At 71.3% G+C, this 12,992-nt stretch carries 12 protein-coding genes and 1 other RNA gene; 11 read left to right on the top strand and 2 right to left on the bottom strand.

All coding sequences use genetic code 11. From position 1 onward, the window contains the following. Positions 1-64 precede the first annotated feature (64 nt). The 3 genes from ACF062_RS06215 to ACF062_RS06205 all read left to right on the top strand — a co-directional run bounded on the left by ACF062_RS06215 (position 65) and on the right by ACF062_RS06205 (position 3,450). Complete coding sequence (locus ACF062_RS06215) at positions 65-1,303, top strand: serine/threonine-protein kinase (protein ID WP_392136267.1); 1,239 nt, start codon at positions 65-67, stop codon at positions 1,301-1,303. A gap of 69 nt (positions 1,304-1,372) precedes the next feature. After that, entirely contained in the window at positions 1,373-2,479 is a 1,107-nt protein-coding gene (prfB, locus tag ACF062_RS06210; RefSeq protein ID WP_223774923.1) for a peptide chain release factor 2, read from the top strand. A gap of 281 nt (positions 2,480-2,760) precedes the next feature. Next, positions 2,761-3,450: a hypothetical protein gene (locus tag ACF062_RS06205; protein ID WP_392136264.1), complete on the top strand. Its 690-nt coding sequence runs from the start codon at positions 2,761-2,763 to the stop codon at positions 3,448-3,450. 144 nt (positions 3,451-3,594) lie between these two features. On the opposite strand, the gene ACF062_RS06200 is transcribed toward ACF062_RS06205, so the two are convergent. Then, on the bottom strand, positions 3,595-3,786 hold the full coding sequence (locus ACF062_RS06200) for a hypothetical protein (RefSeq protein WP_223774921.1): 192 nt from the start codon (positions 3,784-3,786) through the stop codon (positions 3,595-3,597). A gap of 240 nt (positions 3,787-4,026) precedes the next feature. On the opposite strand from ACF062_RS06200, the gene ftsE reads away from it, so the two are divergent. The 6 genes from ftsE to dacB all read left to right on the top strand — a co-directional run bounded on the left by ftsE (position 4,027) and on the right by dacB (position 9,724). Further along, entirely contained in the window at positions 4,027-4,716 is a 690-nt protein-coding gene (ftsE, locus tag ACF062_RS06195; protein ID WP_030788113.1) for a cell division ATP-binding protein FtsE, read from the top strand. Positions 4,717-4,768: 52 nt separating this feature from the next. Continuing rightward, on the top strand, positions 4,769-5,686 hold the full coding sequence (gene ftsX / locus ACF062_RS06190) for a permease-like cell division protein FtsX (protein WP_223774920.1): 918 nt from the start codon (positions 4,769-4,771) through the stop codon (positions 5,684-5,686). Positions 5,687-5,764: 78 nt separating this feature from the next. Then, positions 5,765-6,961 (top strand): S41 family peptidase, encoded by a 1,197-nt coding sequence (locus tag ACF062_RS06185; protein WP_392136260.1) that lies wholly within the window; start codon positions 5,765-5,767, stop codon positions 6,959-6,961. Between the two features lie 18 nt (positions 6,962-6,979). After that, positions 6,980-7,501: an SsrA-binding protein SmpB gene (smpB, locus tag ACF062_RS06180; protein ID WP_223774918.1), complete on the top strand. Its 522-nt coding sequence runs from the start codon at positions 6,980-6,982 to the stop codon at positions 7,499-7,501. Positions 7,502-7,600: 99 nt separating this feature from the next. Continuing rightward, positions 7,601-7,971, top strand: a transfer-messenger RNA (tmRNA) gene (gene ssrA, locus ACF062_RS06175). A 160-nt stretch (positions 7,972-8,131) separates the two neighbouring features. After that, positions 8,132-9,724 (top strand): D-alanyl-D-alanine carboxypeptidase/D-alanyl-D-alanine-endopeptidase, encoded by a 1,593-nt coding sequence (dacB, locus tag ACF062_RS06170; protein WP_392136256.1) that lies wholly within the window; start codon positions 8,132-8,134, stop codon positions 9,722-9,724. Here dacB and ACF062_RS06165 read toward each other — a convergent pair. Then, positions 9,648-10,901, bottom strand: a complete 1,254-nt coding sequence (locus tag ACF062_RS06165; RefSeq protein WP_392136253.1) for an MFS transporter — start codon at positions 10,899-10,901, stop codon at positions 9,648-9,650. The genes dacB and ACF062_RS06165 overlap by 77 nt on opposite strands. Positions 10,902-10,984: 83 nt before the next feature. On the opposite strand from ACF062_RS06165, the gene ACF062_RS06160 reads away from it, so the two are divergent. Continuing rightward, entirely contained in the window at positions 10,985-11,968 is a 984-nt protein-coding gene (locus ACF062_RS06160) for a LysR family transcriptional regulator (RefSeq protein ID WP_392136250.1), read from the top strand. 156 nt (positions 11,969-12,124) lie between these two features. After that, complete coding sequence (locus ACF062_RS06155; RefSeq protein WP_392136247.1) at positions 12,125-12,928, top strand: hypothetical protein; 804 nt, start codon at positions 12,125-12,127, stop codon at positions 12,926-12,928. Positions 12,929-12,992: the final 64 nt, after the last annotated feature.

Below are 12,992 nucleotides of genomic sequence, written 5' to 3'. Positions count from 1 at the left end.
CGGAGTGAAGGTTGGCGGCAATGCCGCGTAGTTTTGTCGCCAACACGCATCCGTAGGAGCAGTCTTGACGCGCAAGATCGGCAGCCGGTACACCGCCCACCAGATCCTGGGCCGTGGCAGCGCCGGCACGGTGTGGCTCGGCGAGGGTCCCGAAGGCCCCGTCGCCATCAAGCTGCTGCGCGAGGACCTGGCGTCCGACCAGGAACTCGTCGGCCGCTTCGTCCAGGAGCGCACGGCCCTGCTCAGCCTCGACCACCCGCGCGTCGTCGGCGTCCACGACCTGGTGGTCGACGGCAATGACCTGGCCCTGGTCATGGACCTCGTACGCGGCACGGACCTGCGCACCCGCCTCGACCGCGAGCGCCGCATGGCCCCCGAGGCCGCCGTCGCCATCGTCGCGGACGTCGCCGACGGCCTCGCCGCCGCGCACGCCGCGGGCATCGTGCACCGTGACGTCAAGCCCGAGAACGTCCTGCTGGACATGCAGGGCCCGCTCGGCCCCGGCGGGGCGCATCCGGCCCTGCTCACCGACTTCGGCGTCGCCAAGCTGATCGACTCCCCGCGGCGCACCCGCGCCACGAAGATCATCGGCACCCCGGACTACCTCGCTCCCGAGATCATCGAGGGCCTGCCGCCGCGCGCGGCCGTCGACATCTACGCCCTCGCGACGGTCCTGTACGAGCTGCTCGCGGGCTTCACGCCGTTCGGCGGCGGACACCCCGGCGCGGTCCTGCGGCGCCACGTCACCGAGACGGTGGTGCCGCTCCCGGGCATCCCCGAGGAGCTGTGGCAGCTCCTCGTCCAGTGCCTGGCCAAGGCCCCGGCGTCCCGGCTGCGCGCCTCCGAGCTGGCCGCGCGCCTGCGGGAGCTGCTGCCGCTGATCGCGGGCATGCCGCCGCTGGACGTCGACGAACCGGACACGGAGTCCTCCGCATCCGAGGAGGCGTACGACGACGCGGCCCCGGCCCCCGAGCCGCGCGCCGCCGCCCCCAGGCGCGGAGCGGTGCCCCTGGTGCCGGGCTCGGCGTCCGCGGACTCCAACCGCGACACCCACACGTCCATGCGGGTCCCCGGCCCCGACGAGCTGGCCGGCGGCGCCCGCGGCACGGCCCGCGCGCCCCGGGCCGCCGGCGCGGCCAGGCCCGGTTCCGCCAGGCACCGCGCCTCCGCCCGGCGCCGGCGGATCACGCTGGGCGTGGCGGGAGTGGTGCTGGTCGCGGCGGCGGGCGTCGGTACCTGGGTGGCCACGTCGGGTGACGACACACCCCCGGACAGCGGCAACTCCGCCCCTCCGACCCCCTGACCCCCGGGCACGGGGCCCCGGAGGCCCCACGCGGGAGGGGACGGTTGCCGTAGCCGTTACGCTGGAGTCGTGGCAGTCGTCGATGTATCCGAAGAGCTCAAGTCCCTCTCCTCGACCATGGAGTCGATCGAGGCCGTCCTGGACCTCGACAAGATGAGGGCCGATATCGCCGTGCTCGAGGAGCAGGCGGCCGCCCCGTCCCTGTGGGACGACCCGGAGGCGGCGCAGAAGATCACCAGCAAGCTGAGCCACCTCCAGGCGGAGGTCAGGAAGGCCGAGGCGCTGCGCGGGCGCATCGACGACCTCAGCGTGCTCTTCGAGATGGCCGAGGAGGAGGACGACCCGGACACCCGTGCCGAGGCCGAGTCCGAGCTCACCGCCGTCAAGAAGGCCCTCGACGAGATGGAGGTGCGCACCCTCCTCTCCGGTGAGTACGACTCCCGCGAGGCCGTCGTCACCATCCGCGCGGAGGCCGGCGGCGTCGACGCCTCCGACTTCGCCGAGAAGCTCCAGCGCATGTACCTGCGCTGGGCCGAGCGCCACGGCTACAAGACGGAGCTCTACGAGACCTCGTACGCGGAAGAGGCCGGCATCAAGTCGACCACCTTCGCCGTCAACGTCCCGTACGCCTACGGCACGCTCTCCGTGGAGCAGGGCACCCACCGCCTGGTCCGCATCTCGCCGTTCGACAACCAGGGCCGCCGCCAGACCTCCTTCGCCGGCGTCGAGATCCTCCCCGTGGTCGAGCAGACCGACCACATCGAGATCGACGAGAGCGAGCTGCGCGTCGACGTGTACCGCTCCTCGGGCCCCGGCGGCCAGGGCGTCAACACGACCGACTCCGCGGTCCGCCTGACCCACCTGCCGACCGGCATCGTCGTCTCCTGTCAGAACGAGCGCTCGCAGATCCAGAACAAGGCGACCGCGATGAACGTCCTCCAGGCGAAGCTTCTTGAGCGCCGCCGCCAGGAGGAGCAGGCGAAGATGAACGCCCTCAAGGGTGACGGCGGCAACTCCTGGGGCAACCAGATGCGTTCGTACGTCCTGCACCCGTACCAGATGGTCAAGGACCTCCGTACGGAGTACGAGGTCGGCAATCCGGAGTCCGTCTTCAACGGCGAGATCGACGGTTTCCTGGAGGCCGGAATTCGCTGGCGCAAGCAGCAGGAGAAGTAAAAACCCGCTCCAAGCGGCTTTATCGACAAGGCAACTGCCGCCCAAGAGGCGGCAGTTGCCTTTTACGTCACAGTCACATGTCCCTACGACGGTCAACTGCCCCGATTTCGGACATCGCGCCCGCAACGACCTTGACGCTGCCATGAAAAGTGGAAAGGCTAGCGCGCGGTACGCGTATTACCGGGGCGCATGGGATCCGTGGGGGCCGATCGAACGCCCCCGGCGAATGCCGCCCCGGACGCTGCCTCACTGACATTTCAGCTACTGGGGGTAGCAGCCTGATGACCAAGAAGACGCGCATCCGTATCGCGCGGATAGCCGCGGGCGCCGTGATCGCCGCCGGTGCCTCGCTGACCGCCGCGGGTGCCGCCTCGGCCCTCGACGTCGGCGTCGACCTCGGCGGGGTGGGCGCGGGCGCCCACGCGGACGAGACCGGCGTCGGCGTGGACGTGGACCTCGACCCGCAGGACGACCCGCCGGCGCCCACCACGGAGCCCACGGCCCCGGATCCCACGGCCCCGCAGCCGACGGACCCGCCGGAGCCCACCACGGAGCCGACGGACCCGCCCGAGCCGACGGACCCGCCCGTGCCCACCTCGGACCCGACCGCCCCGGGTAACGGGAACGGCGGCAACAACGGCAACGGCGGTAACAACGGCAACGGCGGCGGCCACGGCAATGGCGGCGGCAACGGTGGCGGCAACGGTGGCGGCAACGACACCGGCCCCGACGGCGGCGGCTCCGTCCCCGTCGAGCAGGGCAAGGCCAAGGACAGCCTGACGGACACCGGCTCCACGCCGGTCGAGCAGGCCGGCGCCAAGGGCGGCGACCAGGCCGGCAAGGGCGAGCTGGCCGAGACCGGCGCCGCCGAGACCACCTTCCTCGTGATCGGCGCCGCCACGATGATCGCCGGCGGCATCGGCTTCCGCATCCTGCCGCGCCTCGTCGGCAACCGCGGCGCCGCCGCCTGATCCCGGGCGCCGACGCACGCGACGTAGGCGGATGTACGTCACGTACGCGCCGTACCGGCCGTACGTGACGTAGCCGCCGTACGGAACGCACGGAAGAAGGGCCCGGAGCTCATCGGAGCTCCGGGCCCTTCTTCCGTGTCTGCCTTACGCGGACTGGTGCGCCAGCAGCGCGACCGCCGCGATCAGTACCACGAGCAGGGCTATCAGTGCCGCGGGGTTGAGGCCCGCGAAGGGCCCCTCCTGCTGCATGCGCTCGCGATTGGCCCGGCACACGGGGCAGCGGCCTTCATTCACGGGCGCTGCGCAGTTCGCGCATACCAACCGATCCAGGGTCATGCGCTTCTCCTCCCGCACAGTCTCAGCCTGCCCAACGCTACGGGGAACCCAATCGTTCCCCTTACCACTGTGCCAGCTTCCGCGGATTTCGGCGCGGCCCGCCCTCTCGCGACGGTTTCGGCAGGTTCCCAGCCTCGCCACTTCCGTGACAAAACGCGCAACTCCGGACGTCGACTGCGCTCGCGTACCGCCTTCGCGTATGGTCACGCTCACCTACCCCCGGCAACCCGTGGTGCATCCGTGATCCGTTTCGACAACGTCTCCAAGGCCTACCCCAAGCAGACCCGCCCCGCTCTGAGGGACGTCTCCCTCGAGATCGAGAAGGGCGAGTTCGTCTTCCTGGTGGGGTCCTCCGGCTCCGGAAAGTCCACTTTCCTGCGGCTCGTCCTGCGCGAGGAGCGCACCAGCCACGGCCAGGTGCACGTCCTCGGCAAGGACCTCGCGCGCCTGTCCAACTTCAAGGTGCCGCACATGCGCCGCCAGTTGGGCACCGTCTTCCAGGACTTCCGCCTCCTGCCCAACAAGACCGTCGGCGAGAACGTGGCCTTCGCGCAGGAGGTCATCGGCAAGTCCCGCGGTGAGATCCGCAAGTCCGTCCCGCAGGTCCTCGACCTCGTGGGGCTCGGCGGCAAGGAGGACCGGATGCCCGGCGAGCTCTCCGGTGGTGAGCAGCAACGCGTGGCGATCGCTCGCGCGTTCGTCAACCGGCCGAAGCTCCTCATCGCCGACGAGCCCACCGGCAACCTCGACCCGCAGACCTCCGTCGGCATCATGAAGCTGCTCGACCGGATCAACCGGACCGGCACCACCGTCGTGATGGCCACGCACGATCAGCAGATCGTGGACCAGATGCGCAAGCGGGTCATCGAGCTGGAGAAGGGCCGTCTCGTGCGCGACCAGTCGCGCGGCGTGTACGGCTACCAGCACTGACGCCCCGTATCCCCACTGCCTTCTGTTCCACCAGATCCACCGAAAGGCCGCCATGCGCGCCCAGTTCGTCCTGTCGGAGATCGGCGTCGGCCTCCGTCGCAATCTCACGATGACCTTCGCGGTCGTCGTCTCCGTAGCGCTCTCGCTCGCCCTGTTCGGCGGCTCGCTGCTCATGCGCGACCAGGTGAGCACGATGAAGGGCTACTGGTACGACAAGGTCAACGTCTCGATCTTCCTGTGCAACAAGGCCGACGCCGAGCAGGACCCCAAGTGCGCCAAGGGTGCCGTCACGAACGAGCAGAAGGACCGGATCCTCGGCGATCTGAAGAAGATGCCCGTCGTGGACACGGTCCAGCACGAGACGGCGGACGAGGCGTACAAGCACTACAAGGAGCAGTTCGGCGACTCCCCGCTCTCCAGCTCCCTCACGCCGGACCAGATGCAGGAGTCGTTCCGCGTCAAGCTGAAGGACCCGGAGAAGTACCAGGTGGTCGCGACGGCCTTCTCGGGCCGTGACGGCGTGCAGTCCGTCGAGGACCAGAAGGACTACCTGGAGAACCTCTTCGAACTCCTCAACGGCATGAACTGGGCGGCGATCGCGGTGATGGCGCTGATGCTCGTCGTCGCCCTGATGCTGATCGTCAACACCGTGCGCGTCTCGGCGTTCAGCCGCAGACGGGAGACCGGCATCATGCGGCTGGTCGGCGCGTCCAGCTTCTACATCCAGATGCCGTTCATCATGGAGGCCGCCGTCGCCGGTCTCATCGGCGGCGCGCTCGCCTGCGGAATGCTGCTCGTGGGCCGCTACTTCATGATCGACCACGGACTCGCGCTCTCCGAGAAGATCAACCTCATCAACTTCATCGGCTGGGACGCCGTTCTGGCCAAGCTGCCGCTGGTGCTCGCGATCGGCCTCCTGATGCCCGCGCTTGCCGCGTTCTTCGCGTTGCGCAAGTACCTCAAGGTGTGACAAGTACCCTCCGCGTTCCAGGGCGCCGTACGGTCCAACGGACCGTACGGCGCCTTTCGTTGTCCTAGACTCACCGGCATGTCAGGTCTCGACCGGTTCGCCGATCGGCTCGTCGTGCCCCGCCGTGTACGCCGCGGGGCGGCCCTGACGTTGGTCTTCGCGAGCGTGCTCGTCACCGGGGCCGCCACCGGTTCCTGGAGCGAGGCGGCGGGCGACGGCCGGAAAACGCCTCCTGGGTCGGTGCGTTCGGACGCCGTGGCCCCCCTTGGCGGTGACGGCCACACCGCCGAGCGGGCATCCGAGGCCGCCGCCGAGGCCATGGCCGACGGCAAGTCCGCCGAGAAGGCCGCCGAAGAGGCCGTCAGCCGCAGCGGGGACCGCTGGGGCTCGGTGTACTCCCACGGCGAGTACCAGGAGTTCGAGGAGGCCCTCGACGGCGCCTACACCGGCGTCGGACTGTGGGCCCGGCGCGGCGCCGACGGCCGCATGGAGGTCTCCCGGGTCCAGAAGGGCGGGCCCGCCGACCGCGCCGGGATCCGCAAGGGCGACCGGCTGCGCTCCATCGACGGCGAGCGCGTCACCGGCCGCCCCGTCACGGAGGTCGTCGCCCTGCTGCGCGGCGACCGCGCCGGCACCCCGGTGCGGCTGGGCCTGGAGCGCGCCACGCGCGCGTGGAGCGAGACGCTGCGCAGGGCGCGCCTGTCCACGGACTCCGTCACCGTGACCAAGCTCTCCGGCGGGGCCGTCATGATCAAGGTCGCCGCGTTCACCAAGGGCTCCGGAGAGGCCGTGCGCTCCGCGGTGCGCGAGGCGCCCGAGGGTGCGGGGATCCTGCTCGACCTGCGCGGGAACTCCGGAGGCCTGGTCTCGGAGGCGGTCACCGCCTCGTCCGCGCTGGTCGACGGCGGTCTCGTGGCGACGTACGACGTACGGGGCGAGCAGAAGGCCCTGCACGCCGAGCGCGGTGGTGACACCGGGCGACCGGTGGTCACGCTGGTCGACGGCGGCACCATGAGCGCGGCCGAGCTCCTCACCGGCGCCCTCCAGGACCGCGGCCGCGCGGTCGTCGTGGGCTCCCGGACCTTCGGCAAGGGATCCGTCCAGATGCCGAGCCGCCTTCCCGACGGCTCCGTCGCCGAGCTGACCGTCGGCCACTACCGCACCCCGTCGGGCCGGACCGTGGACAGGCGGGGCATCACACCGGACCTGGAGGTCGAGCACGGGGCCGAGGCCAGGGCCGAGACAGTATTGACTGGCCTCGGACCCCCCTCGTAGTGCGAAAATGGGCGGACTATGGCGAAGGAAAAGGTAAAGCGCAAGGCCGCGAAGGCCAATGAGAAGGCCCCTGCCCGCAAGATGGTCGCGCAGAACAAGAAGGCGCGGCACGACTACACCATCCTGGACACCTACGAGTGCGGCCTGGTGCTGATGGGCACCGAGGTGAAGTCGCTGCGCCTGGGCCGGGCCTCCCTGGTGGACGGCTTCGTGCAGATCGACCGCGGGGAGGCGTGGCTGCACAACATCCACGTCCCGGAGTACGTGCAGGGCACCTGGACCAACCACTCCGCCACCCGCAAGCGAAAGCTCCTGCTGCACCGGGCGGAGATCGACAAGCTGGAGTCCAAGTCCCAGGAGACGGGTCACACGATCGTGCCCCTGTCGCTGTACTTCAAGGACAGCCGCGTCAAGGTCGAGATCGCGCTGGCCAAGGGCAAGAAGGAGTACGACAAGCGGCAGACGCTGCGCGAGAAGCAGGACACGCGTGAGACGAACCGCGCGATCTCGGCGGTCCGGCGCCGGCAGGGTATCGCCTAGCGGCGAGGTTCCCGGGAATGGGCTGGCACCCGTCGGCGTTGGTCACGTACGATGGGTCGTGCTCCGCAGGTGACGGGGCGCGGTTTGAAAAATCAACATGGGGATGATCGGTTTCGACAGCGGATGTCGAAGCAGGGGAAGCGTGTCGAGGAAGCGGCAATGATCTCGTAAACCATATGTCGCAACCAATAATCGCCAACACCAAGCGCGATTCCTTCGCCCTCGCTGCCTAAGTAGCGACTCGGTGAAGTGTCAGCCCGGGGCTGTTCCCGACCCGGATCCTGGCATCAGCTAGGGAACTAAACTTCTGGACCCGGTCACGGGGTCCAGGAGGAAATCAAACAGTGACTGGGCCCGTCGGCGACTTGTTCGCGGGATCGCCGGGGCCGAGAAAATCGCAGCGAACTGCACACGGAGAAGCCCTGATTCTGCACCGTTGGACGCGGGTTCGATTCCCGCCATCTCCACAATTCCCATGTGAGGTTGAAGCCCTCTGGCCCCCGGGCCAGGGGGCTTCTTCCGTGCCGCGGGGTTTTCCGTGCCGCGGGGTTTCCGTGCCGCGAGGTTTTTCGTGGCGGGTCCGGAGTGGGGTCTGTCGCCCGGCCGCGCCCTCCGGGATGCTCCAGGGTCATGAGTAGACCCGTGAGACGCGTCAACGACCGCATGCGCCACTGGATCTGGCCCGCCGTCCTCGGCCTCGCCGCGGCCACCCTCTCCGTCAGCTCACCGGCCGGGGCTGACGCCGACCGGTCGGGGCTGCCCGAAGCCATCGACACCGTCCTCGGCGACCCCCGTATGGAGGGCGGCGTGGCCAGTGTCGTGGTCGCCGACGCCGCGTCCGGCGACGTCCTGTACCGGCACCGCCCCACCGGGCGCCTCATGCCCGCCTCCAACACCAAGCTGCTCACCTCGGCCGCCGCCATGGAGCTCCTGGGCCCCGGCCACCGCTTCACCACCGACGTCCTGACCGACGGCGAGCGGCGCGGCCCCGTCCTGCGCGGTGACCTGTACCTGCGCGGCACGGGTGATCCGACGACGCTCGCCGAGGACTACGACCGGCTCGCCGCGAAGATCGCCGGCTCGGGCGTCCGCCGCGTCTCCGGACGGCTGATCGCCGACGACACCCGCTTCGACGACCACCGCGTCGGCGACACCTGGAGCGCCGACGACGAGTCCGCGTACTACGCGGCGCAGATCAGCGCCCTGAGCGTCGCCCCCGACACCGACTACGACACCGGCACCGTCATCGTCGAGGTCACGCCAGGGGCGAAGGCCGGCGACAAGCCGCGGGTCGGCGTGACGCCGAAGACCGACTACGTGGACATCGACCTGCGCGCGAGCACCGTCGCCGCGGGCGGCGCGGACACCATCGCCGTGGAGCGGCGGCACGGGCGGAACACCATCACCGTCAGCGGCACGGTCCCGGTCGGCGGGTCCGCCACCAAGGAGTGGGTCACCGTCTGGGAGCCGACGGGGTACGCCGCCGCCGTCTTCCGGGACGCGCTCGCCGCGCACGGTGTGCGGGTCAGCGGCCCGACCAGGGCCGGGGTCGCCACACCGGAGGGCGCACGGCGGCTGGCGTCGCACGACTCCATGGAGCTCAAGGACCTCATGGTCCCGTTCATGAAGCTCTCCAACAACATGCACGCCGAGAGCCTCACCAAGGCCATGGGTCACAAGACGACCGGGCGCCCCGGCAGTTGGCGCGACGGGATCGCCGCCATCAGCGGCTATCTGAAGACCGCGGGCGTCGACCCCGGGAAGCTGCGCCAGGTCGACGGCTCCGGTCTCTCGCGCAAGGACAACGCCCCCGCCGACCAGTACATCGAGCTGCTGCGGGCGGCCAAGGGCGAGCCGTGGTTCGCCGACTGGTACGCGTCCCTGCCGGTGGCCTGCGGGCCGGGCAAGTCCGTCGGCGGCACGCTGCGGTCACGGATGTGCGGCACACCGGCGGCCCTGAACGTCCGTGCCAAGACGGGCACGCTGACGGGGGCCTCCGCGCTGTCCGGCTACGTGACGGACAAGGACGGCCGCGAACTGGTCTTCAGCATCATCCTCAACAACCACCTGGCCCCCTCGGTGAAGGCGCTTGAGGACGCGATCGTGGTGACCCTCGCCTCGTCGACCAGGGACAAGGCGGTGCCGGTCATGCCTCGCTCGACGCGTGTCGCCGAGCGGGACGGCGACGTGGAGTGCTCGTGGCGCAAGCCTGCGCGCTGCTGAGCAGCAGGGCGGCGCAGGCGGCGGCGACCGGTACCCAGTAGGCCGTGGCGGGGCCCAGCCGCTCAACCGCCCAGCCGCCGCACGCGGCGCCGCACGCGATGCCCCCGAGGAGGCCGGTCACGGCGAGGGTCATGCCCTCGTTCAGGCGCCCCTCGGGGGTGTACCGCTGGACCAGGGTCATGCCGGTGACCATCGTGGGCGCCGTCGCCATGCCCGCGACCAGCAGGGCCCCGGCCAGGGCGACCAGCGAGCCCGTGACCGTCACCGCGAGCAGCGGCAGCGTCATCAGGGCCGCCATCGCGGCACCGCACAGCAGGTGGCGGCGCACGAGCGGGCCGCGCGGTTTCGCGGCCCCGTAGACCAGGCCCGCCGCGCAGGAGCCCGCGGCCTGGAGGGCGAGGATCGCGCCCGAGGCCGCCTTGTGCCCCTGCGCGTCGGCGAAGGCGATCGTGACGACCTCCAGGGAGCCGAAGACGGCGCCGGTGGCGAGGAAGACGACCAGCAGGGCGGGCATCCCGGGCGCGCGGAGGGGCGACGCGGCTTTCCTCGCGGCGTCGTCCGTACGTCCCTGGGGCGGCGGTTCCGTGGCGCGCTGCGCGGTGAAGAGCAGCACGCCCGTCAGCAGCAGGACCACGCCGATCAGGGTGCCCGCCTGCGGGAAGAGCGCCGCGCAGAGGAAGGCGGCGAGGACGGGACCGAGCATGAAGCACAGCTCGTCGACGGACTGTTCGAAGGAGTTGGCGGTGTGCGCGGCCGCGTCGTCGCCCTTGAGGAGGTGGGCCCAACGCGCCCGGGACATGCCTCCGGTGTTGGGCGTCGTGGCCGTGGCCGCGTACGACGCGAAGAGGGTCCAGTCGGGCGCTCCGTACCGCACGCAGAGCAGCAGCGAGAGCGAGCCGAGCGCCGCGATCGCGGTGGCGGGCACGGCGACGCGCGCCTGGCCGTGGCGGTCGACGAGCCGGGCCGTCCAGGGCGCCACGACGGCGGTCGCCGCGAGGCCGGTCGCGGTGACGGCGCCGGCCAGCGCGTACGAGCCGCGGGCACCGGAGATCATGATGACGGCGCTCATGCTGAACATGCCCATGGGCAGCCGTGCGATGAGGTTGCCGAGGGTGAAGGCGGTGGCGCCGGGTATCGCGAAGAGGCGGGCGTATGGGTTGTGGGGCTTGTGGGGCATGGGCTCACCCTCGCGGCGGGCGGTCCGCGGGGTCCAACACCTTCTCGGGTGCCATTCACGCGTACGCGTTGTAAATTCCTGCGGTGACGCGACTTCCAGCCCCGTTCCGTGACGTGGATCCCCGCCTGCTGCGCGCGTTCCTCGCCGTCGCCGAGGAGCTGCACTTCACCCGGGCCGCCGCCAGGCTGTATGTGGCGCAGCAGGCCCTGAGCCGTGATGTGCGGCGCCTGGAGCGGGAGTTGGGCGCCGAGCTCTTCTCGCGCACGACACGGCAGGTCATGCTCACCGCCGACGGCGAGCGGCTGCTGCCGTACGCGCGACGGGTCCTTGAGGCGCAGGACGAGCTGGTCGCCGCGTTCACGGGGGCCGCACGGCCGCTGCTCGTCGATCTGAACAGCCCCGGGCTCGTCAGCGGGCGGATCCTGGAGCGGGCCAGGGAACTCGCCCCGGAGTGCGAGCTGATGGCCCGCTTCGAGAGCGGGCTGACCGGAGCCGCCGTCGAGATGATCGCCGGCCGCCTCGACATGTCCTTCGGGCGGTACGCCGGGCTGGACCCGGCCCTGCGGGCCTCCCTCGCCCAACAGCCCGTGCGGTACGAGCCGATGGCGGTACTGCTGCCGTACGGCCATCCGCTGACCGGGCTCGACGCCGTGCCGCTGGACGCGCTCGCGGGGGAGAGCGTGTACGCGGGGGCGGGCAACCCGAGGACGCCGGAGTGGACCGACCTCGCGCACCGGCTCTTCGAGGGGCGAGGCATCGGCGTCGCACCGCCCGCGCCACTCGCCGTGGGCCGGGAGGAGTTCGGGCGGCTCATGGCGAAGAACCGTCACCCGGTCCTGGTCGTCGTGGACTTTCCGGCCATGCCGGGCGCCGAGCTGCGGCCCCTTGTCGACCCCGTTCCGCTCTCGCCCGTGTCGCTGGTGTGGCGGAAGGGGCTGGCTCACCCGGGTGTCGCCGCGGTCCGGGCCGCCGCCGCGGAACTGTCGGCCGACGAAGGGTGGCTGGAGAGGCCCGCGGGAGGATGGGTTCCGGCCGCAGATGCACTCATCATGATGAGTCGTCACTGACCAAAAACAATCCCTGTGGCCGCTGCGCTACGTTCGTTCTCCGGGCCCGGTGTGGCAGGGGGAGCGCTCGGACCAGGTGGGGGCCCGGTCCGCACGGCAGGGGCCCGGGGTCGTACGCGCACCCGAAATCTCTGACGTGGGGGGTTGTGCGTACGCATGGAAACGTGGCGAGAAGATGCCCTGCCAGGACACACCCACGACCCGGACGAGGTCACCGTCCGGATCGACGGCCTGGGGCGCGGCCCGGCGGAGCCGTCGGCGGGAGAAGACCCCCGCGGGCCGGCCGACGGCCCCGTCTTCGTCGACGAGACGGGCCGCCGCAGCCGGAGGTACCGCCGGGTCGGCGTGGGCGTCGGGGTCGCCTGCGGCGTCTACGCCCTGGTCATCGTGGGCACGCTGCTCTCGGGCAACTCCAGCGCGCCCTGGCTGCCGGTGCGGGGCCCCAAGGACGACGGACCGGCGAGCAAGGTGGAGACCGCCGACCGGCCGACGGGCACCGCCACCCCGTCCGCTCCGTCGTCCCGTACGACGCGGGCCTCGCACGGCCCTGACGCGGAGGGCGAGCACGGCGACGGGCCCCGCCCCTCGGGTGAGCGGGACGGTCGCGGACGGCGGGACGCGCCGCCCGACGGTGACGGCGACCGTGACCGTGCCGGGCGGATTCCGGAGGGCGGCGGCGCGCCACCGGCCCCCGGCCCGGACGCCCCGGGCACGCCGGGCGCCCCGGATGACGGACCCGCCCCGGGCCCGACCAGCGGTACGCCGGACCCGGGTCCCGGCCCGGTGGTTCCGGCCGACCCGCCTCCCTCCCAGGAGCCCACGCCGTCACCGGAACCGGGCGGCAGCGAGACACCGGGCGGTGGCGGCGGTGGTGGCGGCGGCGAGGTCCCCGCCGGGTACACGCCGCCCGCCGAGCAGCCTTCCGCGGACACCTCGCCGCCCCCGGAGGCCGCCGAGTGAAGGACTCCCGCACCGACGGGGGCCGTTGCGGCGGCCCCCAGGACAGCCGTGCCCGGAAGGGGAG

The organism is Streptomyces sp. NPDC015345 (assembly GCF_043078805.1).
Taxonomy (GTDB): domain Bacteria; phylum Actinomycetota; class Actinomycetes; order Streptomycetales; family Streptomycetaceae; genus Streptomyces.
Note: the sequence above shows the minus strand (reverse complement) of the source record. Positions and strands in the feature narration are given on the sequence as shown.

What these genes read in the sequence shown, in the direction of transcription:
- ACF062_RS06205 (WP_392136264.1), top strand. Translation starts at nt 2,761, where the DNA reads ATGACCAAGAAGACGCGCATCCGTATCGCGCGGATAGCCGCGGGCGCC.
- ACF062_RS06200 (WP_223774921.1), bottom strand. Translation starts at nt 3,786, where the DNA reads ATGACCCTGGATCGGTTGGTATGCGCGAACTGCGCAGCGCCCGTGAAT.
- ftsX (WP_223774920.1), top strand. Translation starts at nt 4,769, where the DNA reads ATGCGCGCCCAGTTCGTCCTGTCGGAGATCGGCGTCGGCCTCCGTCGC.
- ACF062_RS06185 (WP_392136260.1), top strand. Translation starts at nt 5,765, where the DNA reads ATGTCAGGTCTCGACCGGTTCGCCGATCGGCTCGTCGTGCCCCGCCGT.
- smpB (WP_223774918.1), top strand. Translation starts at nt 6,980, where the DNA reads ATGGCGAAGGAAAAGGTAAAGCGCAAGGCCGCGAAGGCCAATGAGAAG.
- dacB (WP_392136256.1), top strand. Translation starts at nt 8,132, where the DNA reads ATGAGTAGACCCGTGAGACGCGTCAACGACCGCATGCGCCACTGGATC.
- ACF062_RS06165 (WP_392136253.1), bottom strand. Translation starts at nt 10,901, where the DNA reads ATGCCCCACAAGCCCCACAACCCATACGCCCGCCTCTTCGCGATACCC.
- ACF062_RS06155 (WP_392136247.1), top strand. Translation starts at nt 12,125, where the DNA reads ATGGAAACGTGGCGAGAAGATGCCCTGCCAGGACACACCCACGACCCG.